The 24,866-nt window shown below is 58.0% G+C and carries 26 protein-coding genes; 18 read left to right on the top strand and 8 right to left on the bottom strand.

Going from position 1 to position 24,866, the window contains the following annotated elements; translation table 11 throughout:
• Position 1 precedes the first annotated feature (1 nt).
• The 4 genes from kdsA (at position 2) to ispD (ending at position 3,434) form a co-directional block, all read left to right on the top strand.
• A complete protein-coding gene (gene kdsA / locus SOP95_RS12745; protein WP_274073292.1) occupies positions 2-847 on the top strand; it encodes a 3-deoxy-8-phosphooctulonate synthase in 846 nt (281 codons plus the stop codon).
• Between the two features lie 151 nt (positions 848-998).
• Entirely contained in the window at positions 999-2,288 is a 1,290-nt protein-coding gene (gene eno, locus SOP95_RS12740; protein WP_077184442.1) for a phosphopyruvate hydratase, read from the top strand.
• Positions 2,289-2,451: 163 nt separating this feature from the next.
• Complete coding sequence (ftsB, locus tag SOP95_RS12735; protein ID WP_008057335.1) at positions 2,452-2,730, top strand: cell division protein FtsB; 279 nt, start codon at positions 2,452-2,454, stop codon at positions 2,728-2,730.
• Positions 2,727-3,434 carry a 2-C-methyl-D-erythritol 4-phosphate cytidylyltransferase gene (gene ispD / locus SOP95_RS12730; protein WP_274073293.1) on the top strand — a complete coding sequence of 236 codons (708 nt, stop codon included), beginning with the start codon at positions 2,727-2,729 and terminating at the stop codon, positions 3,432-3,434. The genes ftsB and ispD overlap by 4 nt, the downstream gene beginning before the upstream one ends.
• Before the next feature lie 103 nt (positions 3,435-3,537).
• Here ispD and SOP95_RS12725 read toward each other — a convergent pair whose 3' ends face one another.
• Positions 3,538-4,434, bottom strand: a complete 897-nt coding sequence (locus SOP95_RS12725) for a LysR substrate-binding domain-containing protein (RefSeq protein ID WP_323607291.1) — start codon at positions 4,432-4,434, stop codon at positions 3,538-3,540.
• A gap of 107 nt (positions 4,435-4,541) precedes the next feature.
• On the opposite strand from SOP95_RS12725, the gene SOP95_RS12720 reads away from it, so the two are divergent.
• The 8 genes from SOP95_RS12720 to rpoS all read left to right on the top strand — a co-directional run bounded on the left by SOP95_RS12720 (position 4,542) and on the right by rpoS (position 11,764).
• Positions 4,542-5,654, top strand: coding sequence for an S-(hydroxymethyl)glutathione dehydrogenase/class III alcohol dehydrogenase (locus SOP95_RS12720; RefSeq protein WP_015093777.1), 1,113 nt, complete (start codon positions 4,542-4,544; stop codon positions 5,652-5,654).
• A 91-nt stretch (positions 5,655-5,745) separates the two neighbouring features.
• Complete coding sequence (gene fghA / locus SOP95_RS12715) at positions 5,746-6,594, top strand: S-formylglutathione hydrolase (RefSeq protein WP_323607290.1); 849 nt, start codon at positions 5,746-5,748, stop codon at positions 6,592-6,594.
• A gap of 41 nt (positions 6,595-6,635) precedes the next feature.
• On the top strand, positions 6,636-7,109 hold the full coding sequence (gene ispF, locus SOP95_RS12710) for a 2-C-methyl-D-erythritol 2,4-cyclodiphosphate synthase (RefSeq protein ID WP_274073297.1): 474 nt from the start codon (positions 6,636-6,638) through the stop codon (positions 7,107-7,109).
• Positions 7,106-8,164, top strand: a complete 1,059-nt coding sequence (gene truD / locus SOP95_RS12705) for a tRNA pseudouridine(13) synthase TruD (protein ID WP_323607289.1) — start codon at positions 7,106-7,108, stop codon at positions 8,162-8,164. The genes ispF and truD overlap by 4 nt, the downstream gene beginning before the upstream one ends.
• Positions 8,152-8,904: a 5'/3'-nucleotidase SurE gene (gene surE, locus SOP95_RS12700; protein WP_274073299.1), complete on the top strand. Its 753-nt coding sequence runs from the start codon at positions 8,152-8,154 to the stop codon at positions 8,902-8,904. The genes truD and surE overlap by 13 nt, the downstream gene beginning before the upstream one ends.
• A 38-nt stretch (positions 8,905-8,942) precedes the next feature.
• On the top strand, positions 8,943-9,578 hold the full coding sequence (locus SOP95_RS12695; protein ID WP_274073596.1) for a protein-L-isoaspartate(D-aspartate) O-methyltransferase: 636 nt from the start codon (positions 8,943-8,945) through the stop codon (positions 9,576-9,578).
• Positions 9,579-9,790: 212 nt separating this feature from the next.
• The gene (locus tag SOP95_RS12690) at positions 9,791-10,648 is read left to right on the top strand and encodes a peptidoglycan DD-metalloendopeptidase family protein (RefSeq protein ID WP_274073300.1); all 858 of its coding nucleotides are present in this window, start codon (positions 9,791-9,793) and stop codon (positions 10,646-10,648) included.
• Positions 10,649-10,756: 108 nt separating this feature from the next.
• Entirely contained in the window at positions 10,757-11,764 is a 1,008-nt protein-coding gene (rpoS, locus tag SOP95_RS12685) for an RNA polymerase sigma factor RpoS (protein WP_046816537.1), read from the top strand.
• 496 nt (positions 11,765-12,260) lie between these two features.
• On the opposite strand, the gene fdxA is transcribed toward rpoS, so the two are convergent.
• Both fdxA and mutS read right to left on the bottom strand, forming a co-directional pair.
• Complete coding sequence (gene fdxA / locus SOP95_RS12680) at positions 12,261-12,584, bottom strand: ferredoxin FdxA (RefSeq protein ID WP_274073301.1); 324 nt, start codon at positions 12,582-12,584, stop codon at positions 12,261-12,263.
• A 142-nt stretch (positions 12,585-12,726) separates the two neighbouring features.
• Positions 12,727-15,294 carry a DNA mismatch repair protein MutS gene (gene mutS, locus SOP95_RS12675; protein WP_323607298.1) on the bottom strand — a complete coding sequence of 856 codons (2,568 nt, stop codon included), beginning with the start codon at positions 15,292-15,294 and terminating at the stop codon, positions 12,727-12,729.
• 471 nt (positions 15,295-15,765) lie between these two features.
• Between mutS and SOP95_RS12670 the strand changes: the two genes are divergently transcribed.
• From SOP95_RS12670 to SOP95_RS12655, 4 genes are all read left to right on the top strand, one after another.
• Positions 15,766-17,340 carry a phospholipase D family protein gene (locus SOP95_RS12670; protein ID WP_323607288.1) on the top strand — a complete coding sequence of 525 codons (1,575 nt, stop codon included), beginning with the start codon at positions 15,766-15,768 and terminating at the stop codon, positions 17,338-17,340.
• Positions 17,341-17,368: 28 nt separating this feature from the next.
• Positions 17,369-17,767 (top strand): DUF5329 domain-containing protein, encoded by a 399-nt coding sequence (locus tag SOP95_RS12665; RefSeq protein WP_323607287.1) that lies wholly within the window; start codon positions 17,369-17,371, stop codon positions 17,765-17,767.
• Positions 17,768-17,910: 143 nt separating this feature from the next.
• Entirely contained in the window at positions 17,911-18,321 is a 411-nt protein-coding gene (gene fos / locus SOP95_RS12660) for a fosfomycin resistance glutathione transferase (RefSeq protein WP_323607286.1), read from the top strand.
• A gap of 88 nt (positions 18,322-18,409) precedes the next feature.
• On the top strand, positions 18,410-19,066 hold the full coding sequence (locus SOP95_RS12655; protein WP_323607285.1) for a transposase: 657 nt from the start codon (positions 18,410-18,412) through the stop codon (positions 19,064-19,066).
• Between the two features lie 171 nt (positions 19,067-19,237).
• On the opposite strand, the gene SOP95_RS12650 is transcribed toward SOP95_RS12655, so the two are convergent.
• The 4 genes from SOP95_RS12650 to SOP95_RS12635 form a co-directional block, all read right to left on the bottom strand.
• Positions 19,238-19,639, bottom strand: a complete 402-nt coding sequence (locus SOP95_RS12650) for a GFA family protein (RefSeq protein WP_323607284.1) — start codon at positions 19,637-19,639, stop codon at positions 19,238-19,240.
• A gap of 206 nt (positions 19,640-19,845) precedes the next feature.
• Positions 19,846-20,109, bottom strand: a complete 264-nt coding sequence (locus SOP95_RS12645) for an Atu4866 domain-containing protein (protein WP_323607283.1) — start codon at positions 20,107-20,109, stop codon at positions 19,846-19,848.
• Between the two features lie 122 nt (positions 20,110-20,231).
• Complete coding sequence (locus SOP95_RS12640) at positions 20,232-20,969, bottom strand: SDR family oxidoreductase (RefSeq protein WP_323607282.1); 738 nt, start codon at positions 20,967-20,969, stop codon at positions 20,232-20,234.
• A gap of 126 nt (positions 20,970-21,095) precedes the next feature.
• Entirely contained in the window at positions 21,096-21,665 is a 570-nt protein-coding gene (locus tag SOP95_RS12635; protein WP_323607281.1) for an NAD(P)H-dependent oxidoreductase, read from the bottom strand.
• 82 nt (positions 21,666-21,747) lie between these two features.
• Between SOP95_RS12635 and SOP95_RS12630 the strand changes: the two genes are divergently transcribed.
• Positions 21,748-22,179 (top strand): LysR substrate-binding domain-containing protein, encoded by a 432-nt coding sequence (locus SOP95_RS12630; RefSeq protein ID WP_323607280.1) that lies wholly within the window; start codon positions 21,748-21,750, stop codon positions 22,177-22,179.
• 92 nt (positions 22,180-22,271) lie between these two features.
• Here SOP95_RS12630 and SOP95_RS12625 read toward each other — a convergent pair whose 3' ends face one another.
• Positions 22,272-23,216 carry a helix-turn-helix domain-containing protein gene (locus tag SOP95_RS12625; protein ID WP_323607297.1) on the bottom strand — a complete coding sequence of 315 codons (945 nt, stop codon included), beginning with the start codon at positions 23,214-23,216 and terminating at the stop codon, positions 22,272-22,274.
• A gap of 261 nt (positions 23,217-23,477) precedes the next feature.
• On the opposite strand from SOP95_RS12625, the gene SOP95_RS12620 reads away from it, so the two are divergent.
• Complete coding sequence (locus tag SOP95_RS12620) at positions 23,478-24,242, top strand: SDR family NAD(P)-dependent oxidoreductase (RefSeq protein WP_323607279.1); 765 nt, start codon at positions 23,478-23,480, stop codon at positions 24,240-24,242.
• Positions 24,243-24,866 lie beyond the last annotated feature (624 nt).

Genomic DNA, 24,866 nt, shown 5'->3' with positions numbered 1-24,866 from the left:
CATGGCGCAGAAGATCATCCGCGTAGGCGATATCGAGATTGCCAACGACAAGCCAATGGTGCTTTTCGGTGGCATGAACGTGCTGGAAAGCCGCGACATGGCGATGCAGGTCTGCGAAGAGTACGTGAAGGTTACCCAGAAACTGGGTATCCCTTACGTGTTCAAGGCCAGCTTCGACAAGGCCAACCGTTCCTCCGTGACCTCTTACCGTGGCCCCGGCCTGGAAGAGGGCATGCGGATCTTCCAGGACATCAAGCAAGCCTTCGGCGTGCCGATCATCACTGACGTCCACGAGCCTGAGCAGGCCGCGGTCGTCGCTGAAGTCTGCGATATCATCCAGCTGCCGGCCTTCCTGTCGCGCCAGACCGACCTCGTGGTCGCGATGGCCAAGACCGGCGCGGTAATCAACATCAAGAAAGCCCAGTTCCTCGCACCTCATGAAATGAAACACATCCTGAGCAAGTGCGTGGAAGCGGGTAACGATCAGTTGATTCTCTGCGAGCGCGGTTCGAGCTTCGGCTACAACAACCTGGTCGTCGACATGCTCGGCTTCGGCATCATGAAGCAGTTCGAATACCCGGTATTCTTCGACGTGACCCACGCGCTGCAAATGCCAGGCGGTCGCTCCGATTCCGCCGGTGGTCGTCGCGCCCAGGTCACCGATCTGGCGAAGGCCGGCATGAGCCAGTCCCTGGCGGGCCTGTTCCTGGAAGCCCACCCGGATCCGGACAACGCCAAATGCGACGGCCCTTGCGCCTTGCGTCTGGACAAACTGGAGCCATTCCTGGCCCAGCTCAAAGCCCTGGACGAACTGGTGAAGAGTTTTCCTGCCATAGAAACCGCGTAATATCGGCAACCCCGATCCTGTGTAGGAGCTGGCTTGCCAGCGATGAGGCCCGAAAGGACACCATCGCCAGCAAGCCGGCTCCCACAAAGTAATGCGAAACTTATAAATCGAGCGGTACAGCGTTTTCGTCAACTTTGGAGTGTTTACAACAATGGCTAAAATCGTCGACATCAAAGGTCGTGAAGTTCTCGACTCCCGTGGCAATCCCACCGTGGAAGCGGATGTGCTTCTCGACAACGGCATCATCGGCAGCGCTTGCGCGCCGTCCGGTGCTTCCACTGGCTCGCGTGAAGCGCTCGAGCTGCGTGATGGCGACAAGAGCCGTTACCTGGGCAAGGGCGTCCTGAAGGCCGTCGCCAACATCAACGGTCCGATCCGCGACCTGTTGAAAGGCATGGACCCAAGCGACCAGAAAGCGCTGGATCACGCGATGATCAAGCTCGACGGTACCGAAAACAAGGCAACCCTGGGCGCCAACGCGATCCTCGCTGTTTCCCTGGCCGCGGCCAAGGCAGCAGCACAGGACCAGGACCTGCCACTGTACGCTCACATCGCCAACCTGAACGGCACCCCGGGTGTCTACTCGATGCCGGTTCCGATGATGAACATCATCAACGGTGGCGAGCACGCCGATAACAACGTCGACATCCAGGAATTCATGGTGCAGCCGGTTGGCGCCAAGTCTTTCTCGGAAGGTCTGCGCATGGGCACCGAGATTTTCCATCACCTCAAGGCTGTCCTGAAGGCCCGTGGCCTGAGCACTGCCGTGGGTGACGAAGGTGGTTTCGCACCGAACCTGGCTTCCAACGAAGACGCTTTGAAAGTGATCTCCGAAGCCGTGGCCAACGCCGGTTACAAGCTGGGCACCGACGTGACCCTGGCCCTGGACTGCGCAGCCAGCGAATTCTACGAAGACGGCAAGTACAACCTGTCCGGCGAAGGCCAGGTGTTCACCGCTGAAGGTTTCGCCGACTACCTCAAAGGCCTGACGGAGCGTTACCCGATCATCTCCATCGAAGATGGCCTGGACGAGTCCGACTGGGCTGGCTGGAAAATCCTCACCGACAAGATCGGCGAGAAGACCCAGCTGGTAGGCGACGACCTGTTCGTGACCAACACCAAGATCCTGAAAGAAGGCATCGATAAAAAGATCGCCAACTCGATCCTGATCAAGTTCAACCAGATCGGCACCCTGACCGAAACCCTGGAAGCCATCCAGATGGCCAAGGCCGCCGGTTACACCGCCGTGATCTCGCACCGCTCCGGCGAAACCGAAGATTCGACCATTGCCGACCTGGCTGTGGGCACCTCGGCTGGCCAGATCAAGACCGGCTCCCTGTGCCGTTCCGACCGCGTTTCCAAGTACAACCAACTGCTGCGTATCGAAGAGCAGTTGAACGGTAAAGCCAAGTACAACGGTCGCAGCGAATTCCGCGGCTGATGTAAAAAAAGACACCGGATTGTGTCGGAAAAATCGCTACAGCGACGTTTTTGCCACTAATCTGATGCCTTGCAAGCACAAGCCTGGTTCTTCCAGGCTTCGTGCTATCAGTAGCTTCATGTTTTGGTGTGGCTGTCTTTTTTCACTGGATACCTGATATTCGATGCGCAGTCCCAATTGGTTGTTCCTCGTCTTGCTCCTGCTGCTGGCTGGCCTGCAGTACCGCCTGTGGGTGGGAAATGGCAGTCTGGCGCAAGTGGCCGAGCTGACTCAGCAGATTGCCGATCAGCAAGCTGAGAACCAGACGTTGCTGGAGCGCAATCGGGTGATGGACGCTGAAGTCAGTGAGTTGAAAAAGGGCATGGAGACCGTTGAAGAGCGGGCTCGCCATGAATTGGGCATGGTCAAGGACGGTGAAACCCTTTACCAGTTGGCACAATGAACCTGTCTCTGCCGGCCTTCTGGGCCGTGATTCCTGCCGCGGGCGTCGGTGCCCGTATGGCCGCGGACCGTCCCAAGCAATACCTGCAACTGGGCGGGCGCACTATTCTCGAACACAGCCTTGGCTGTTTTCTCGATCATCCTGGTCTGAAGGGCCTGGTGGTCAGTCTTGCTGTTGATGATCCTTATTGGCCGAACCTGGCGTGTGCTGGCGACAAACGCATTCAACGCGTTGACGGCGGCGCCGAGCGTTCCGGATCGGTGCTCAATGCGTTGCTGCACTTGCATGCGTTGGGTGCGGACGATGAGGATTGGGTACTGGTGCACGATGCCGCGCGGCCCAACCTGAGTCGCGATGACCTGGACAAGTTGTTGGGGCAACTGGCGGATGACCCGGTGGGCGGTCTGTTGGCGGTTCCAGCGCGGGATACGCTTAAACGGGTCGACAAACAGGGTCGTGTCGTCGAGACCGTGGATCGCAGTGTGATCTGGCAGGCCTATACACCACAGATGTTTCGCCTGGGTGCACTGCATCGGGCGTTGGCGGACAGTCTGGTGGCTGACGCTGTCATCACCGATGAAGCGTCGGCCATGGAGTGGTCAGGGATGGCACCGCGCCTGATTGAAGGGCGGGCGGATAATCTCAAGGTTACGCGCCCCGAAGACCTGGAATGGTTGCGGCTGCGATGGGCCAACCGCCGCTAAAAGATCGCAGCCTGCGGCAGCTCCTACAAGGGCCGGTACATCCGCACAATGATGGTTGTACGCGATCCCTGTAGGAGCTGCCGAAGGCTGCGATCTTTTGCTCTTAACCCTGATACTCCGGCCGCTCGGCCAATCCCTCCTTCAAATAATCCACCAACTTGCGCACCTTGGGCGACAAATGCCGTTGCTGCGGATACAACGCCCAAACCGCCGTATTGGGCGGTTGATGCGCCTCCAGCAGCGAAATCAGTGCGCCACTTTTCAAATGCTCCAACACGTAATAATCCGGCAGCTGACACAACCCCACGCCCTGTAGCGCCGCATCCAGAACCGCTTGCCCACTGTTACACCGCCAGTTTCCCTGCACCCGTTGCGAAAACTCCCGCCCGTTCTGTTCCAGTTGCCAGAGGTCCGAACTGCCTACAAGGCAATTGTGCCGGCTCAATTCCGACAAGCTGTGTGGCCGACCATACCGTTCCACGTAGGAAGGCGACGCGCACAGATACATGCGCCGTGGCGCCAGGCGCGTGGCCACCAGTCTTGAATCCTGCAAGCGCCCCAGGCGGATTGCCAGGTCCAGGCCCTCATGCACCAGGTCAAGCTGGCGGTTGCTGAGTTCGATGTCGATCCGCAGTTGTGGATAAAGCCCCATGAAACGCGTCACCAGCGGCACGATGAAGCGTTCGCCATACGCCACGGCACAGGTCATGCGCAGCATGCCCTTGGGTTCGCTGGTCAAGTCGCCGACCGCCCGCAACGCTTCTTCGCGGCCATCCTGCAAGCGCTGGCAATGTTGCAGAAAGGTTTGTCCGGCCTCGGTCAGTGTGACCCGGCGGGTGCTGCGATAGAGCAAGCGGGTTTGCAGGCGCTCTTCCAGGCGTACGATTTGTCGACTGATATGCGAGGAAGAAACCCCCAGGCGTTCCGCGGCGGCGGTGAATTGGCTGCATTCGGCAACGGCGACAAATTCGTCGATCCCTTCCCAGCGATTTTCAGACATGAAGGATTATCCCTGTACGGCAATAATATTTTGCATTTGCCTCGATTATTCATCGTGGAGCCATGTATTACACTCCTTGTCTCGTTTTTATTCACTGGAGAATCACCATGATCAAGTCACGCGCCGCCGTTGCCTTCGAGGCCAAGAAACCGCTTGAGATCGTTGAAGTCGATGTCGCCATGCCCAAGGCCGGTGAAGTGTTGCTGCGCGTGGTGGCTTCCGGTGTCTGCCATACCGATGCCTACACCCTATCGGGCGCTGACCCGGAAGGCATTTTCCCGTCGATCCTCGGTCACGAAGGTGGGGCGATCGTTGAAGCGATCGGCGAAGGCGTGACCTCGGTGGCGGTGGGCGATCATGTGATCCCGCTGTACACCCCGGAATGTCGCCAGTGCAAATTCTGCCTGTCGGGTAAAACCAACCTCTGCCAGGCGATTCGTGCGACCCAGGGCAAAGGCCTGATGCCGGATGGCACGTCGCGTTTTTCCTACAAGGGCGAAACGATTTTCCACTACATGGGTACTTCCACTTTTTCGGAGTACACCGTGCTGCCGGAAATCTCCGTGGCCAAGATTGCCAAAGAGGCGCCACTGGAAAAAGTCTGCCTGCTGGGCTGTGGTGTCACCACCGGCATCGGTGCTGTACTAAACACTGCCAAGGTGAAACCTGGTGATACCGTGGCCATTTTCGGCCTCGGCGGCATCGGTCTGTCGGCGGTCATCGGTGCGGTCAAAGCCAAGGCTGCTCGCATCATTGCCATCGACATCAACCCGGCCAAATTCGAGATCGCCAAACAGCTGGGTGCAACCGATTGTGTAAACCCGAAAGACTTCGATCGTCCGATCCAGGAGGTCATCGTCGACATGACCGATGGCGGCGTCGACTTCTCCTTCGAATGCATCGGCAACGTGCAATTGATGCGTGCCGCCCTTGAGTGCTGCCACAAGGGTTGGGGCGAGTCGGTGATCATCGGCGTCGCCGGTGCCGGCCAGGAAATTTCGACCCGTCCGTTCCAGCTGGTCACCGGTCGCGTCTGGCGCGGTTCGGCGTTCGGCGGTGTGCGTGGCCGTACCGAGTTGCCAAGCTACGTGGAGATGGCCGAGACCGGCGAAATCCCGTTGGACACTTTCATTACCCACACCATGGGCCTGGAAGATATCAACAAGGCGTTTGACCTGATGCATGAAGGCAAGAGCATCCGTTCCGTCATTCATTTCTAAGGAGCAGCAGAAAGTCTCAAGCCGCAAGCTGCAAGTGGGTTTGACGCCCTCTTGCAGCATAGAGCTTGAAGCTTGCAGCTGAAAAAAGCCCATGACCCTGGAAAATATCTCCTGCCAGAAAAGCTTCGGCGGCTGGCACAAGCGTTATCGCCATCGCTCGGAAACGCTCGGCTGCGACATGGTGTTTGCCGTCTACCTGCCGCCACAAGCAGAGCAGGGCGGCAAATTGCCGGTGCTGTACTGGTTGTCCGGCCTGACCTGCACCGATGAGAACTTCATGCAGAAGGCCGGCGCCATGCGCGTGGCCGCCGAGCTCGGGCTGATTATCGTCGCGCCGGACACCAGCCCTCGCGGTCCCGACGTACCGGGTGATCCGGATGGTGCCTGGGATTTTGGCCTCGGCGCCGGGTTCTACCTGAACGCCACCCAGGAACCCTGGTCGCGGCACTATCGGATGCATGACTATGTCGTGCAGGAATTGCCGGCATTGGTCGAAGCGCATTTCCCGGCGTCGGACAAGCGCGGCATCAGCGGTCACTCCATGGGTGGCCACGGTGCGCTGGTCTGTGCCTTGCGCAATCCGGGGCGTTATCTATCGGTGTCGGCGTTCTCGCCGATCAACAATCCGATGGACTGCCCTTGGGGCCAGAAAGCCTTTTCCCGCTACCTGGGAGAGGACCGTTCGAAATGGCGCGAATGGGATGCCTGTGCGTTGATCGCCGAGGCTGACGAAAAGCTGCCACTGTTGGTGGATCAAGGCGATCGCGACGATTTCCTCGCCACCCAGCTCAAGCCGGAAGCCTTGCAACAGGCGACCAAACTGGCCGGTCATCCGCTGACGTTGCGTCTGCAACCGGGCTACGACCACAGCTATTTCTTCATCGCCAGTTTCATCGAAGATCACTTGCGGCATCACGCGCATGCTCTAGCAGCTCAATAGCAGGTAGAATCACGCCCTGACAAAATTCGGGGCGTTTTTTTATGCGTATTGGCCACGGCTATGATGTGCACCGTTTCGCTGAAGGCGATTTCATCACTCTGGGCGGCGTGCGCATTGCACACAGCTTCGGACTGCTCGCTCACTCCGATGGTGACGTCCTGCTGCATGCCTTGAGCGATGCCTTGCTCGGTGCCGCTGCACTGGGTGACATCGGCAAGCATTTCCCGGACACCGACCCGCAATTCAAGGGCGCCGACAGCCGTGTGCTGTTGCGCCATGTCGTCGCATTGATCCACGCCAAAGGCTGGAAAGTCGCTAACGTCGACAACACCATCGTTGCCCAGGCGCCGAAAATGGCCCCGCATATCGAATCGATGCGCGCGCTGATTGCCGCGGATCTTCAAGTTGAGTTGGATCAAGTGAACGTGAAAGCTACCACCACCGAAAAGCTTGGCTTTGTCGGTCGCGAAGAGGGCATCGCCGTGCACTCCGTTGCCCTGTTGTTGCGCGCATGAACGAACTGCAATTGCTCGGCCCGCGGGCCTATGGCGAAGCGCTCGGCAGCGCCGTGCTGAAAGCCATCGCGGAAGATTTCCAGGTCGACGAAGTCCTCGATATCCCCCTGAGCGGTGACGGCGAACACCTGTGGATCTGGGTGGAAAAACGCGGCCTGAATACTGAAGAGGCGGCACGCCGAATCGCCAAGGCGGCGGGCGTGTCATTGCGTACCGTCAGCTATGCCGGGCTCAAGGATCGCCAGGCGCTGACGCGTCAGTGGTTCAGCGTGCAGCTGCCGGGCAAGGCCGATCCGGATCTGTCGGCGGCAGAAAACGATACGCTGAAAATCCTCAAGACCAGCCGGCATAAACGCAAGCTGCAACGCGGTGCCCATTCGGCCAACGGCTTCACATTGCGCCTGACGCAGTTTGCCGGCGACAAGCCGGCCATCGAAGAGCGCCTGCAGATGATCGCCAGGCAAGGCATCCCCAATTATTTCGGTGCCCAGCGTTTCGGGCATGACGGCGGCAACGTGGTCGACGCCCGTGCCTGGGCTGCGCGCAAGGCCTTGCCGGAGCAGCGTAACGTGCGTTCGCGGCTGCTGTCGACCGCCCGCAGTTTCCTGTTCAACCAGGTGTTGGCCGCGCGTGTCGCCGACGGCACCTGGCAGCGTGCCCAGGTGGGCGATCTGCTGGCGTTCACCGACAGCCGCAGCTTTTTTCCCGCAGGCGAAGCCGAGTGCAGCGACCCGCGACTGGCGATTCTCGATCTGCACCCGACCGGTCCGCAGTGGGGTGAAGGTGACTCGCCGACCACGGGCGCTGTCCATGAACTGGAGCAGGCGATCGCCGCACGCGAGGCAGACCTTCGCGATTGGTTGATCAACGCCGGAATGAGCCACGAACGTCGCATCCTGCGGCTGCCCATCGGTGGGTTGACGTGGCATTATCCCGAACCTGACATTCTGCAACTGGAATTCGTCCTGCCGGCCGGATGCTTCGCCACCGTATTGGTGCGCGAGCTTGTTGATCTGGTGCCGGTGGGGCAGACGGACAGCCCATGCGTATTCTGATTTCTAACGACGACGGGGTTACCGCACCCGGACTCGCCGCGCTTTATGCTGCGCTGGCGGATTACACCGAGTGCGTGGTTATAGCCCCGGACCAGGACAAAAGCGGCGCGAGCAGTTCGCTCACGCTCGACCGTCCGCTACATCCGCACACGCTGGCCAATGGCTTTATCAGCGTCAACGGTACGCCGACCGATTGCGTGCACCTGGGTCTCAACGGCTTGCTGGAACGTGAGGCGGACATGGTGGTGTCCGGCATCAACCTGGGCGCCAACCTGGGGGACGACGTGCTGTACTCGGGTACCGTGGCGGCGGCACTCGAAGGTCGCTTCCTGGCGCGTCCCTCCTTTGCCTTTTCGCTGGTCTCGCGACAGGTCGACAACCTGCCCACGGCGGCCTACTTTGCGCGCAAACTGGTCGAGGCCCATGCGGATCTCGAATTGCCACCGCGTACGGTACTGAACGTGAACATTCCCAATTTGCCGCTGGAGCACATCCGCGGTATCCAGTTGACCCGCCTCGGGCATCGCGCCCGCGCGGCGGCACCGGTGAAGGTGGTCGACCCGCGAGGCAGGTCCGGGTACTGGATCGCGGCGGCAGGGGATGCTGAGGATGGCGGCCCCGGCACCGATTTCCATGCCGTGATGCAGGGCTATGTTTCCATCACCCCGTTGCAACTGGATCGCACCTTCAATGATGCCTTCAGGAGCCTCGACGGCTGGTTGGAGGGGTTGCACCCATGACCCGTGGACAAGACGACATGCTGCATCGCGGCATCGGCATGACCTCGCAACGGACCCGCGAACGCCTGATTCAGCGCCTGTACGAAGAGGGGATTTCCAACGCCAAGGTGCTGGAAGTCATTCGTCGTACACCGCGTCACCTGTTCGTCGACGAGGCGCTGGCGCACCGGGCCTACGAAGACACGGCGCTGCCCATCGGCAATAACCAGACCATCTCCCAGCCTTATATGGTGGCTCGCATGAGCGAGTTGCTGCTCGAAGCCGGGCCGTTGGACAAGGTCATGGAAATCGGAACGGGGTCGGGTTATCAGACGGCGGTGCTGTCGCAACTGGTCGAGCGGGTCTTTTCCGTTGAGCGCATCAAGGTATTGCAAGACCGGGCCAAGGAACGCCTGGTCGAGCTGAACCTGCGTAACGTGGTATTTCGCTGGGGCGATGGCTGGGAGGGTTGGCCTGCGCTGGCGCCCTACAACGGCATAATCGTGACGGCCGTGGCAACCGACGTACCCCAGGCGCTGCTGGATCAACTGGCGCCAGGGGGGCGTCTGGTGATCCCGGTCGGCTCAGGAGAAGTGCAACAATTAATGCTGATCATCCGGGAGGAACATGGCTTTTCCAGGCGTGTCCTGGGGTCGGTGCGCTTCGTCCCGTTACTCAATGGTCCACTGGCCTGAGCATTTATTTAAACGCGCTGAATTCTCTTCGATTGCCTCTGTCTTACAGCGGCATCGATTTGATTAAACGGATAGTTTTGTCAGACAGCAAACGTGTGCGCCAAGCCATTTCGCTTCAATAAGGGTAAAGCCGGCACGGCCCGTTATACTTGCGACACTTCGTGCCGAAACACGGCAAATCACATTTTCAGCCACCACAAAGGGAGCGGCGGGTGAGTCTCACAGTCATAGCGCAGCGTATGGGTACAACGAGCTTTCAGCGCCTGGTGACTGGCCTTGTCATGAGCACCTTGCTGGTCGGTTGCTCCAGTAACAAATCCAGCGATGTGGGCGTTGTCGATCGCAACAAAACCGTCGCCCAGCGTCCGGCCGTGACCACGGGGCAGTACGTCGTTCGACCCAAGGACACCCTGTTTTCCATCGCCTTTCGCTATGGCTGGGACTACAAGGCGCTGGCGGCACGCAACAACATCGCGCCGCCGTACACCATCCACCCAGGTCAGACGATTCGCTTCGATGGTCGCAGCGGTTCAACGCCGACAGCCGTGGTCAGCTCGTCCAGTTCCTCGCCTTCATCCTCGAGTAAAACCACGGTCATCCGTCGCTCTGCGGACGGTACGACCACCACCACACCGGTGGTTGTACCGTCCGTCGCCAACAAGCCGGCACCTGCTCCACTGCCTCCACCGGGTCCAGCCCCGACCGGCTGGGGGTGGCCATCTAATGGCATTTTAATTGGCAAATTCTCCTCAAACGGTAGTTTGAATAAAGGAATTGATATCGCAGGGGATTTGGGACAGCCTGTTTTAGCTGCGTCTGATGGGACGGTGGTATACGCCGGGAGTGGCTTAAGGGGCTACGGCGAATTAGTCATCATCAAACACAGTGAAACCTACGTCAGTGCCTACGGACATAACCGCAGGCTGTTGGTTCGGGAGGGGCAGCAGGTCAAGGTCGGACAGACAATTGCCGAAATGGGGTCAACGGGTACAGACCGGGTGAAACTGCATTTTGAGATTCGCCGCCAAGGTAAACCTGTAGATCCGCTGCAATTCCTGCCACGTCGTTGATCGCTTCCAGCCTGTTCCGTTTCTTACGTAGAGGGGACAGGCTCCAGCGTTGCCAAGGATAAAGGCGCCGCTTGAGCTTGAGGTCGAACTCACCAAAGGACTATAACAATGGCTCTCAGTAAAGAAGTGCCGGAGTTTGACATCGACGATGAGGTTCTCCTGATGGAGACCGGCATCGGCACGGATTCGATGTCGAATGATGAAGGGGCGGCTCCACCTTCCGTTCGTGCCAAATCCAAACACTCCGCGACATTGAAGCAACACAAGTACATCGATTACACGCGGGCACTTGATGCGACGCAGCTGTACCTCAATGAAATCGGCTTTTCCCCTCTACTGTCCCCCGAAGAAGAAGTTCATTTTGCGCGCCTGTCGCAAAGTGGTGATCCGGCCGGGCGCAAACGCATGATTGAAAGTAACCTGCGGCTGGTGGTGAAAATCGCCCGGCGTTACGTCAATCGGGGTCTGTCGCTGCTCGACCTGATCGAAGAGGGCAACCTCGGCTTGATCCGGGCGGTGGAGAAGTTCGACCCTGAACGCGGCTTCCGCTTCTCGACCTACGCAACCTGGTGGATTCGTCAGACCATCGAGCGCGCGATCATGAATCAGACCCGGACCATCCGGTTGCCGATCCATGTGGTCAAGGAGCTCAACGTGTACCTGCGGGCTGCACGGGAGCTGACGCAAAAACTCGATCATGAACCCTCCCCCGAAGAGATCGCCAACCTGCTGGAAAAACCGGTAGCGGAGGTCAAGCGCATGCTCGGCCTCAACGAACGGGTTTCTTCGGTCGACGTCTCGCTGGGTCCGGATTCGGATAAAACCCTGCTGGACACCCTGACCGACGATCGCCCAACCGATCCATGCGAACTGCTGCAGGATGACGACCTGTCTCAAAGCATCGACCAGTGGCTCTCGGAGTTGACCGACAAGCAGCGCGAGGTGGTTGTACGCCGCTTCGGCCTGCGCGGGCACGAGAGCAGCACCCTGGAAGATGTAGGCCTGGAGATTGGCCTGACCCGGGAGCGGGTCAGACAGATTCAGGTTGAAGGTCTGAAACGCCTGCGGGAGATCCTGGAGAAAAACGGGCTGTCGAGCGAGTCGTTGTTTCAATAAGCCGTTCGTTAGTGCTCACTGAAAAGCCCCGACTGGTTCGGGGCTTTTCGTTTTTGGGCGATAGCGCAGCTTTGTAGCTTCCAGGTGTAAGTCATCGCTTACTCTTTTCGTAAGTGTTCACTATTTTTACAGGTTGGCAGTCGACCCTATTGTTCAGAGGTCAGTTCTATCTAACTGAAAAACCGGTAGATTTTTCTATATGAAGGGGATGTGACAAGCCATCCCAGGTCCAGGCGGGCGATTGCTCCCGGCGGTAAACACTCTAGTATCGGCGTTGTGTCTACGGACAGACACGCCCTTCACGGACGAGGGGGAAAGGACATCGCAGGAAGCGATTCATCAGGATGATGAAAAGGGAATACAGGGAATATGGAAAAAATGTGGGCGGGTCATACCGCCCCTTTTTTTTGCCTGCATGTAGGAGCTGCCGAAGGCTGCGATCTTTTGATCTTAAAAAAAGGCCCTTGTGGGGCCTTTTTCCGGAACGCGGGGGTAATCAGCGTTCGAGGTGTTCGATCTTGCCTGGCTTGCCATCCCACTCCGCAGAGTCGGGCAATGGATCTTTGCGTTCGGTAATGTTCGGCCAGATTTCAGCCAGCTCAACGTTCAGCTGGATGAAGTTTTCCATGCCTGCAGGTACTTCATCTTCGGAGAAGATGGCCACAGCCGGGCATTCAGGTTCGCACAGTGCGCAGTCGATGCACTCATCCGGGTGAATCACCAGGAAATTCGGGCCTTCGTAAAAGCAGTCCACCGGACAGACTTCTACGCAGTCGGTGTACTTGCACTTGATGCAGTTGTCGGTGACGACGAAGGTCATTTCTAATTTTCTCCTCAGGCGCGGCTTGCTGCGCCCCTTCACGTAGGGGTCGCAAGGTTTGGGAGCGATAGTCTGCAGGCCAGGCTAAAAGCCAGCAGCATCCCAAACCGCGCGAGATTCTAACAGCTTGCAAGCCAGTGCGTTAGACCCGTGTCTTTAGTGTATAGAGCATTTCGAGTGCGCGACGTGGTGTCATGTTGTCCAGATCGAGTTTGGCCAGTTCATCCAGCACCGGATGCGGCAGGCTGGCGAACAGGTCGCTCTGCTGCGGAGTGGCCGGTTTGCCTTTGGTCGGCGCAGGCGCTTCGTGGGGCAGGGCAGTGTCTTCCAGGCGGCTCAAGTGCTCACGGGCACGCAGGATCACCTCGTTCGGCACGCCGGCCAACTGCGCGACCGCCAGGCCATAGCTCTGGCTGGCCGGCCCTGGCAGTACATGGTGCAGGAACACGATGCGTTCGTTGTGCTCAGTGGCATTGAGGTGCACGTTGGCCACCAGCGGCTGGGCTTCCGGCAACACCGTCAGCTCAAAGTAGTGGGTGGCGAACAGCGTGTAGGCCCGCAGGTGCGCCAGGCGTTCCGCCGCCGCCCACGCCAGGGACAGGCCGTCGAAGGTACTGGTGCCGCGCCCGACTTCGTCCATCAGCACCAGACTGCGTTCGGTGGCGTTGTGCAGGATGTTGGCGGTTTCGCTCATCTCGACCATGAAGGTCGAACGCCCGCCGGCCAGGTCATCGCTGGAGCCGATCCGGGTGAAAATCCGGTCGACCAACGATAGCTCGCAACTGGCTGCCGGGACGAAACTGCCGATGTGCGCCAGCAGTACGATCAACGCCGTCTGGCGCATATAGGTGGACTTACCGCCCATGTTCGGACCGGTGATAACCAGCATGCGGGTATTGTCGTCGAGGCTCAGGTCGTTGGCCACGAACGGGGTGGTCAAAACCTGTTCAACCACCGGGTGGCGACCCTGGTTGATGCGCATGCACGGCTCGCTGACAAAACGCGGGCAGTTCAGGTCGAGGTTCAGCGCGCGTTCGGCCAGGTTGCTCAGCACGTCAAGCTCGGCCAGTGCCGCGGCCGTGTCCTGCAGCGGTGGCAACTGGGCGATCAGGTCTTCGAGCAGCGCTTCGTAGAGCATCTTCTCGCGCGCCAGGGCACGGCTCTTGGCTGACAGTGCCTTGTCTTCAAATGCCTTCAGTTCCGGCGTGATGAAACGCTCGGCACCTTTGAGGGTCTGGCGGCGGATGTAATCGGCGGGGGCGGACTCGGCCTGCTTGCTCGGCAGTTCGATGAAGTAGCCGTGGATGCGGTTGTAGCCGACTTTCAGGTGAGACAAGCCAGTACGGGCTTTTTCCCGGGCTTCGAGGTCGATCAGGAACTGTCCGGCGTTCTCGCTGAGCGATTGCAGTTCATCGAGTTCGCTGTCGTAACCGGTTTTCAACACGCCGCCGTCACGGATCACCGCGGGCGGATTGTCGATGATGGCTTTTTCCAGCAGTGCCGCCAGTTCCGGGTAGGTGCTGGTGGTGGTTGCCAGTTGGTTGAGGTGCGGCGCTTCCAGCTCGGTCATTGCCACTTGCAGTTGCGGCAGCGCGCCGAGGGCGTCACGCAGGCGAGCAAGGTCCCGTGGACGGGCATTGCGCAAGCCGATCCGGGCAAGAATGCGCTCGATGTCGCCGATTTCCTTGAGCTGCGGTTGCAGCTTTTCGAAACGGTAGCCGTCCAGCAGGCAGGTGATCGAGGTCTGGCGCGCCAGCAACACGTGCAAGTCGCGCAGCGGACGATTCAGCCAGCGGGTCAACAGGCGGCTGCCCATGGCGGTCTGGCAACGATCGACCACCGATTGCAGGGTGTTGTCGCGACCACCGGCCAGGTTGGTGTCCAGTTCCAGGTTGCGCCGGCTCGCGCCGTCCAGCACGACGGTATCGTCCAGGCGCTCGTGGAGCAGGCTGCGCAAGTGCGGCAGGGCGGTGCGCTGGGTTTCCTTCGCATAGGCCAGCAGGCAGCCGGCGGCGCCGATGGCCAGGGTCAGGTTTTCGCAACCGAAGCCTTTCAGGTCCTGGGTCGAGAATTGCTGGCACAGACTTTTCAGTGCCGAGTCACGCTCGAAATCCCAGGGTGCACGGCGGCGCACGCCACGACGCTTCTCGGCCGGCAGATCCTTGGGCCAGTCATCCGGGATCAGTAACTCCACCGGATTCACTCGCTCCAGTTCCGCCAGCAGGTTTTCCCAGCCTTTGATTTCCAGCACGCTGAAGTTGCCGCTGGTGATGTCCAGCACCGCCAGGCCGAACAGGCGCTCATCGCCCAGGACAGCGGCGATCAGGTTGTCCCGGCGCTCATCGAGCAGCGCTTCATCGCTCACCGTGCCAGGGGTGATGATCCGCACCACCTGACGATCCACTGGGCCTTTGCTGGTGGCCGGGTCGCCGACCTGCTCGCAGATCACCACGGATTCGCCGAGCTTCACCAGTTTCGCCAGATAACCTTCCGCCGCGTGGTAAGGAATACCGCACATCGGAATCGCCTGGCCAGCCGACTGCCCGCGAGCGGTCAGGGTGATGTCGAGCAGCTTGGCGGCCTTCTTCGCGTCTTCATAGAAGATCTCGTAGAAGTCGCCCATGCGGTAGAACATCAACTGGTCAGGGTGCTGGTTCTTCAGGCGCCAGTACTGCTGCATCATCGGCGTGTGCGAGGACAAATCTGAAATTGCTTTATTCATCAGTGGTTAGGCGGATTCATCAAAATGGCTGGGGCAAAAATGGGGCATTTTAGCATCTGTTTTCTGGGCAGGATGCCATCAAGCTGCTCGTCATTTTCCTCTGGTGGGCGCTATGATGCCTTTAACTACACCCCTTGGCCCCACTTTTCGAAACGCAAGACCTGGTGATCAACCGCCAAGTCGGAAGGGACGCGTCTAAAGGGAGGATTCGAAAATGAATCGCGATGTCATTTTCATCACCTTTGGCAGTTGTTTTTTTTCTTGCCGATTGCTGTCGGCAATATGTTTTTCGTCTTGGGCAAATTCCGTAATTGCAGGCGGATCAACTACGCTCCAAAAACAACCCCGCAGATCGAAGAAACAGTGCACAAGGTCAATACGACCAGAAAGCTGATGGGAAGCAACTGGCTATTCTTCGGGATTCGGCATCCCTGATCGCCACCACTCGGAGTACGCTCCGTGAGAATCGAACAGCCCTGGCTTGCTCTCCTGTTGCTCACCTTGCTGTCTGGTGGTTGCACGACACCCAATGTCCCTCACCAACCCAGTCAGGCCTTGCCAGCGAGCGATTCGGCGTTCGGTCGTTCCATCCAGGCCCAGGTAGCTCCCCATCAAGGCCAATCGGGCTTTCGCCTGCTATCGGACAGTGCCGAGGCTTTCACCGCCCGCGCCGAGCTGATTCGCAGCGCCCAAAGCAGCCTCGACTTGCAGTACTACATCGTCCACGACGGCATCAGTACGCGGATACTGGTTAGCGAGCTGCTCGACGCCGCCGACCGCGGAGTCCGCGTGAGGATTCTGCTCGATGACACCACCAGCGATGACCTGGAGCGAATTATCGCGACGCTGGCTGCACATCCGCAGATTCAGATCCGCGTGTTCAATCCGCTGCACCTGGGTCGCAGCACCGTCGTGACGCGTACGATGGGTCGGTTGTTCAACCTGTCGCAGCAACACAGACGCATGCACAACAAATTGTGGCTGGCGGACAACAGCGTGGCCATCGTCGGAGGGCGCAATCTGGGGGACGAGTATTTCGATGCCGAGCCCAACAAGAATTTCACCGACATCGACATGCTCAGTGTCGGCCCGGTTGCAGAACAGTTGGGACATGGTTTTGACCAGTACTGGAACAGTGCCTTGAGCAAGCCGATCGAGCAGTTTCTCTCGACCCAGCCGACGACCAGGGACCTGATAAATCTCCGGACCCGACTGGACGAATCCCTGGAGGAAACGCGCAAGCAGAATCATGCGCTCTACCAGCAATTGATGAGCTACACCACTCACCCACGCCTGGATGCCTGGCGCCAGGAGTTGATCTGGGCCTGGAATAAAGCGCTGTGGGATGCACCGAGCAAGGTCTTGTCGGAAGGCGAGCCCGCTCCGCACTTGCTGTTGACCACCCAGTTGGCACCCGAGCTTGACGGGGTCACCCAGGAGCTGATCATGGTTTCGGCCTACATGGTGCCCGGTCGACCGGGGGTAGTGTTCTTAACCGGTCGTGCCGACGCCGGCGTGTCGATCAACTTGCTGACCAACTCCCTGGAAGCCACCGATGTGCCCGCCGCGCACGGTGGTTACGCCCCTTATCGCCAAACCTTGCTGGAGCATGGTGTGCAGTTGTTCGAATTACGCCGCCAGTCCGGCGACAATGGCGACAGCGACAGTGGACCGCGCCTGTTTCACAGCGGATCCTCCAACAGTTCCGACTCCAGCCTGCATACCAAGGCGATGGTTTTCGACAAGCAGAAAGCGTTCATTGGCTCGTTCAATTTCGACTCTCGCTCATTATTGTGGAACACCGAGGTCGGGGTGTTGGTGGATAATCAGCAACTCGCCGGGCGGGTGCGCGAACTGGCCCTGGAGGGTATGGCCCCCACGCTCAGTTATCATGTCCTGTTGGAAAAGAATCAGCTGGTCTGGGTCACCGAGGATGACGGCAAACAGCATACGTTGACCAGGGAACCGGGGAGTTGGTGGCGACGCTTCAATTCGTGGCTCAGCAGCACGATCGGGCTGGAGAAAATGTTGTAGCTAATCACTTTCAGGACCAGGAAGAATCATGCGGATGTGGTCGGGGAGGACAGTGCGGCTTATCAGCCACCTGATGATGGCGGCGGGTATCAGCGTCATCGCAACTGTCACCAATGGGCAGGTTCCAGCTACACCTCAAGCCACTCAAGAGATAAACGGCTTGCTGGACTTTGTCTCACACAGTGAGTGCAAGTTTGTGCGCAACGGAAGCGAATACTCAGGACCCCGCGCTCGGGCGCATCTGGAGCAGAAGCTGAATCATCTCGAAGGCAAGAACATGGTGAACAGCGCAGAAGATTTCATCGATCTTGCTGCCACTAAAAGCAGTATGAGTGGCCGCGCCTATGAGGTGCGATGTTCAGGAGGCGTGGAACCAGCAAGCACCTGGTTGAAGAGGGAACTTCAAAGGCAACGGCAACTTCATTGATTTTGTCTCAAGTCCAATAACAGTTACTAACGCGATGCCCCGGGTGGACATAAACTCGAACATCCGCTCCTGGCCGATTGTGTTGAAAAAGTCGATGTTGATATCCTCAACCGTTCTCGTGGACTGATTCTGGATAGATGCTCATGTTGACTGGCTTGAATCATTTTACATTGGCGGTTGTGAACCTCTCTCGCAGCATTGAGTTTTATGTGGCTCTACCCGGGTTTAGATTGGCTGCCCGCTGGGAGACGGGAGCTTATCTTTCCCTCGGTGATCTCTGGCTTTGTCTGTCTCTCGATGAGAGCCGTGTGGCGGAAAAACAGCCTGATTACACCCACTATGCATTTTCGGTGGGGCAGGATGATTTTGAAGAAGTCACCGCTTACTTGCGGCTTCGTAACGTTATTGAGTGGAAATCCAATTCGAGCGAAGGTAACTCGTTTTATTTTTCGGATCCCGATGGGCATCGTCTGGAAGTGCATGTAGGCAGCCTCGCTTCAAGGCTTGAGCAATGTCGGCGCCATCCGTATGCAAGTATGGAGTTTTTTGACTGACCGTTTTCGTCTGATTTTATTGAAAAAGTAGCTCTGCTATCTGGCCTGCGGCAAAATCTCTACATTGGCCAGCAGGGAAGCACGCAGCATGATGGGACAGTTATCGAGTGGGCAGGAGCGGCTGTTTTACTCGTTCAACCTTGAAGATCACATTCCAGCCAATCACCTTCTACGCAGCATTGATCGGTGTCTCGATGTGAGCGACCTGCGCCATTACCTCGCCGATTTCTATAGCCCGATTGGGCGTCCGTCGATTGATCCTGAACTGATGATTCGCATGCTGATCGTGGGCTACTGCTATGGCATCCGCTCCGAACGGCGGTTGTGCGAAGAGGCCCATTTGAACCTGGCGTATCGCGAATGGCGAGCCTTCAAGAACGAGCGTTCGCACGTCACAAAAGCCAACACCATCATCTTCCGCTCCAGGCAGACCGACTGCGTAGCCTGTCCGATGAAAGCCAAGTGCTGCCCGAACACTTCGATTCGCAAGATCGTCCGCAGCGTCCATGAAGCCGCTCGTGATGTGGCTCGACGCATCGCGGCGACGCCGGAGTACGTGCGCTCTCGCCACGAACGTAAGAAGGTCGAAATGTTGTTTGCCCACCTTAAGCGCATCCTGAAACTGGATCGCTTGCGACTACGTGGCATGAGTGGCGCGACCGATGAATTCACGCTGGCGGCCGCGGTGCAGAACCTGCGACGTCTGGCCAAACTTGCAACTCAAGGCCCACCTTCTACGGGATAGGTGCGCCTGCACGAAGCAAAAAACCTCAAACTAACCCATTAACAGAGCAGCAAAGGTCAACGAAAGGCCGAGAAACCACTCAATGTGGTGAGTAGGTTCTCCCGTGGTGGTCGTGCCTGAGCTCAGGCGAGCTGAAAATCCGACTTTTTCAACAGAATCGGCCGATTGCGGTCAATCGATCTGAGGCGATGAGCTGGGTGGCGTATACCAGTGAACTCTGGAGGCGACATAAACGTGTTTTTGCTTCTGAGGCGTGAAGGGGGTGTCGAGTGTGCCCAGTGCTATCGAAACCCAATCGGAAAATTCACCTTGTGAGCGTGACCAGAACAAAGTTGAACCACACTGCGCGCAGAACTCGCGCAGCACCGATTCTGAAGAAGAATACCTAATGACTTGCCCAGCGCCGTTGAGTATCCGTAACGCGCTACGGGGCACGCTACCATACGAAGCGAATGCTGCACCGTGACCTTTACGGCATTGACTACAGTGACAATGACTCACTGCCTTGGGCGTAGTCAGTAGCTGATAACTGATTGCTGTGCAAAGACAGCTTCCCTGGTAGACCTCTGTCATGCGTTCGTCCCTGTCGTTGGAAAAGGCGCCAGCTTAGCCACCTTGATCTGATCAGTCGAACGTCCGCTTCCGGGCCGATTCTTACCTTGCAGGAAGGGCAGAGATCGACCCAAAGCTGACAGTGGCGATAGGCAGAAATTTGCCAAAAGCAGCCCCGTCCCGACCACAGTTGCCGCCATTCCGTTGTTAGTTGCCAGCACTGAATATCAAGTATTTTCCTCTTCCACATAGAGAACCATCCCGGCGTGATAGAGAACCCCGTCACGGAACTCACCGTCGGCGGTGAAGCCTGTGTCGTCCACATACTCGATACGGTTTCCTTCGAGCCAATAGCTTCCCTGGTAGGCACATTTCTTATCGCCACGGGCCTCGGCATAGCGGCCACCGGTAAGCAGCTCATGACGTATGCGGCCATCCACGGTAACCCACATACCGACATACTTGTTTTGATCGCTTGAAGAACCAGTCATATCGTTGCTCCTTGATAGGGTTAATACGCTGATCGCCTCCCATGGCATTCGGTATTGAAGCCAGTCAAATTGACGAGCTGGAGCGCCAGGCAGCGAGGCCTGCGTGGCAATTGCACATTCCGTTAGAAAGGGCTCGCCGTGGGCCGAACGATCAGTTCGCTTACATCCACATCCGCAGGTTGTTCCACGGCATAGGCAATCGCTCGTGCTATGGCGTCGGCCGAAATCGCGATTTTGCGAAACGCCTTCATTTCTGCGCGACCGCCCTCGTCAGAGATGCTGTCGGCCAACTCGGACTCGGTGACACCCGGCGCAATGACCGTAACCCGAATGTCGCCTCCAACCTCTTGGCGAAGGCCTTCCGAGATGGCCCGGACAGCGTACTTGGTGGCGCAGTAAACGGCCGCAGTCGGACTTACTGCATAGGCACCAATAGACGCTATATTGATGATCTGCCCGGCCCGTTGGCGCTGCATAAGCGGCAACGTAGCGGCGATACCGTGCAGAACTCCGCGAATGTTCACGTCAATCATACGGTCCCACTCATCCACCTTGAGTGCCTCGAGTTTGGAAAGAGGCATCACACCCGCGTTGTTCACTAGCACATCGACCCGATCGAACCGGGTAACGGCGAAGGCGATGAAGTCCTGGACATCCTTTCGGTCGGTGACGTCCAGCGCACGAAATTCCGCCTTGCCGCCGGAGGCATTGATCTCGCCAGCAATGATTTCAAGTCGGTCGGTACGACGAGCGCCGAGCAGCACTTTTGCGCCCTGGCTAGCCAGCAGTCGCGCAGTAGCCTCACCAATACCGCTGCTTGCGCCGGTGATTGCGATGACTTTGTCCTTGATGTTCAACATGATAGGTTTCCTCTGCCGTTTGCCCAGGAAGCGGGCCTCGAAACAAGGTTAGGGACGAGCAACATGTTTGCGTTAGTCGAATACTGCGTAACCCTTGCCCATTTCTGCAGCGGCGACTTCCGCCGCTTACCCCACCCGTTCATAGCGCATTTGTTCCCGGGCAGCTTTCAGGGCTCTAGCCCACCAATTGAGCTGTACCAGCATTCGAGCCATTGAAAGCCTGGCTTGATCAGTCTGAAATATTGCCTCAGCCCCCACGGTTAGCCCCCAGGGATCAGGGAAGGACACGAAATTGCAGATGGGTACCGCGTGCTGTCCGGCCAGGATCTGGCGAAGCTGACTGATCGCGCACAGTCCACCCGATACTCCGCCATAACCGATGAATGCCACCGGCCTTGCGTGCCAGCAATCCGAAACCTGGTCAATGAATGCCTTCAGCGCGCAGTGATGAACATTGCCCTGTTCCGAGGTAATGATCAGGAATGCATCAGCTTCGGCCAATTGGCGCAGAATTTCCCGTCGCTGTACGACTGCCGCATTGTCAGACCTGCCCAGGAAGTTGGCGGGTTCTAGTAACCAAGGTTCGAACTCTGCACGTTGCGCTAACACATCAGTCGCCCACTTCATCAGCGCAGGCTGTGAACCTTGTTCATCCTCACCACTGTGAATCAGGGCCAGTTTTATCTCGCTGTTCATCTCATCCTCCAGACTTGGTATCCAAGTGGTGGCACGTCATTTGCTGAAATTTACCTCCGTCTTTCAGCCTCTGGATTAGAGTATGAGTGGCAACACGGCAGATATAGCCGGGTCTGGGGCATACAACTACCTTGCGGCACGCGGCACACCAAAAATTCCAGCCGATCTTGCAGACCACAACTGTCTGGGGTTCACCTTCAGTCAGCCGATGATGGAGTGGAGTTTCGTGAGCGATGGCGGCCAACTGACCCCGGTATCCGTTACCGGCAACGCACGGGTCAGTGACGGCAACGGAGTACGAGAACTTGCAATCCTCGGGCTCGGCCTTGCCCGCGTAGGGTTTTGCCAGGTTGAGCAAGATCTGGCGCATGGCCGACTGGTTTCGGTTTTAGAGGGTTTCATGCCCGTCGCGAAGACAGAGGTGCATGCGGTTTACGTAGGGCAAGGAGGAAAATTGCCCACACGTGTCAGAGCCTTCATGGATTTTCTGGCAACGAACCTCAAGATCCACTAATCGCAACGGGCTGATAACGCGCGGCCACTTTCGTGTGCAGGCGGATACGCAAGCGGGATGAGCGCCTCAAGGTGCAGAGCTCGCGGGACATGTCACGCTTGGCGGTAGGCGCTGGGTGTGACACCGACCTCGCGACGAAAAACCTGGGAGAAATGGCTGGGGCTGGAGTAACCCACTTCCAATCCAACATCAATAATGCTGCGATCGGTCTCGCGCAGTAGATGTCGGGCGCGACTCATGCGCAGGCGAATGAAATACTGTGATGGCGACAGTCCCGTGGCGCGCTTGAATATCCGGCTGAAGTGATACTCGCTCAAATCAGCGATATGAGCCAAATCCGCAAGGCGAAAGTCATCGGCCAGGTGCTCGTTCATCGCATCGATGACGCGTCGCAGCTTGTACGCTTGTAGTGCGTTGCCGCGACGGACAGTGCTATGCGGATCGAGATAACGGCGTATCAGGTGGACGGTCAGCGCCTGAGCCAGGCTGTTAACGAACAACAGGCTGGGCTTACGCTCCTCGATCAACTCGAAGCGCAACTGATTCAACATGAAATTCACCCGCTCATCCTGGGCACCGGAGATATCGAGGAAGGTCACCGCAGCGGTGTGCTCGCCCAGAAGATCACGGGCAGCCCGGTCGATCAGGGGAAGGCCGAGATACAGATGCATCACTTCGAAGGTGTCGCACCCCGTTGTCTGCCAGCGCATTTCGTAGGGCTCGCTTGTGTTGGTGAGAAAGAAGTCGCCAGCCTGCACCTTGACGGCTTTCCATTCCCCACCAAGGGAGCGTTCCTCGACCCTGGCCATGCCTGCCAGGACCAATACCAGCAGAGGCTCCACCACGGCAGGCACCAGTATTGGCTCGACGGTGCTGTGATGGCTGAACAACTGCACCATCACATCCTGCATCTGCGGGAGAAGGGGCACCACCCGTGGTGTTCCCGGCAGATGATGCGGCATCGATTCGGCCGTGATGCGCTGAGCATCGATCGGTGTCAGGTCTTTATGATCAGGATGGTGCACAGGAGGCTCCATCGAAAAGCCCTCAGGCAGGGGCTGGCGTTGATAGAGTAACTTAGCATCGTCGTACTCGAGCATGGTTGCCCGGCGGGTCAGCACCCAAGGCAGTATCGGACGCGTAAAGCTTTATCGCTAGCGCAAAACTCCGACAGGTGCGGCAATCCCGCGAAAGCCCGGTTCTCCCCATTGCGAGACAGTAAAGCCGTCGATAACGACAGCGCCTCACGGGCGCTGAGCCGACGAATATCTCGTCGGCTCGCATGGCAGGAGAGCATCATGACCGAGATCAATCACAGCATTTCCAACGAAGTCGACGGCAAAGTCGCGCTGGTCACCGGCGCAGCAAGTGGCATCGGCAAGGCTATCGCACTGTTGCTGCACGCGCGTGGCGCCAAGGTCATTGCGGAAGACCGCAATCGCGCCGTCGAAGAACTTGCCCGCCCTGGGTTAGTGCCGCTGGTGGCCGACATCACCGAAGACGGCGCCGCGGAGCGCGCAGTGGGTTTGGCCGTCGAAACGTTCGGTCGGCTGGACATTCTGGTGAACAACGCCGGGATCATCATCAACAAGTTAGTCATAGACATGACCCGAGAAGACTGGGAGCGCATCCAGGCGGTCAACGCCACCGCCGCCTTCCTGCATTGCCGCGAAGCGGTCAAGGCGATGATGCCTAATAAATCGGGAGCGATAGTCAACATCGCTTCTTACGCATCCTATTTCGCATTCCCAACCATTGCCGCTTACACCGCGTCCAAAGGCGCATTGGCCCAGTTGACCCGCACGCTGGCGCTCGAGGCGATTGGGCATGGCATTCGCGTCAATGCCATCGGCGTCGGCGACGTGGTGACCAACATACTCAACGACGTGGTTGATGACGGCCCTGGCTTCTTGGCCCAGCACGGCGAAGCCGCCCCCATTGGTCGTGCCGCGCAGCCTGAGGAGGTCGCCGAAGTTGTGGCATTTCTCGCTTCGGACCGCGCGAGCTTCATCGTCGGCTCCGTGGTCATGGCCGACGGCGGTATGACCGTCACCGCGGGCTGATCAACTGACTCGGCATTTAGCATTTTGAGCACATTGTCTGAAGCACTTTATGGACAATAGTTGATCAGGATTGCTTGCAGACATTAGGGCGTCTTTTCGGCGCCCCTCTTGTTACCCAAGAGCAGGGTAAGCTGAAATTTAGCTCAAGGGTTGCCAGTTTGATTGTTGAAGAATGATCAGTGAGAAACTGCCTTCGACGATGACTGAAAAGATCCTGGTTTCTTAGAGAGTACCAAGTTGATAGGCCGCTATTGGCCGATTGTTGCCTGTTGCAAAGGGCAGTTACCAACCCATAGCGACCGTTGAGAATGTGGAGCCATGAATTATATAGGCCTGTCTAAGTAAGTCGCCCCCAATTCCGTAAATATGGGCTTAATCAGCGCGAGTTCCTAAAGGCCACCGGCGCCAGCCATTTCGATTGAGATAATCGTGCTTTCTGAAGGGAGCGCTCGTTTCGCAGTCAAATACGAGTAGCGTTCTCGCCAGATGCAAAGATCGCGCGGCACAACACGGCGCAACAATTGCCGGCGAGGCTTATGTGGGGCAGGCCTGTAATCTTGTGCTCAGGGTGTGGCGCTCCCAGCCCCACCTTGCGAATTTCATGCATCAATCAAGGAGCGAGCG

It is taken from the genome of Pseudomonas sp. YuFO8, from assembly GCF_035065025.1.
Classification (GTDB): Bacteria; Pseudomonadota; Gammaproteobacteria; order Pseudomonadales; family Pseudomonadaceae; genus Aquipseudomonas; species Aquipseudomonas putida_AE.
Note: the sequence above shows the minus strand (reverse complement) of the source record. Positions and strands in the feature narration are given on the sequence as shown.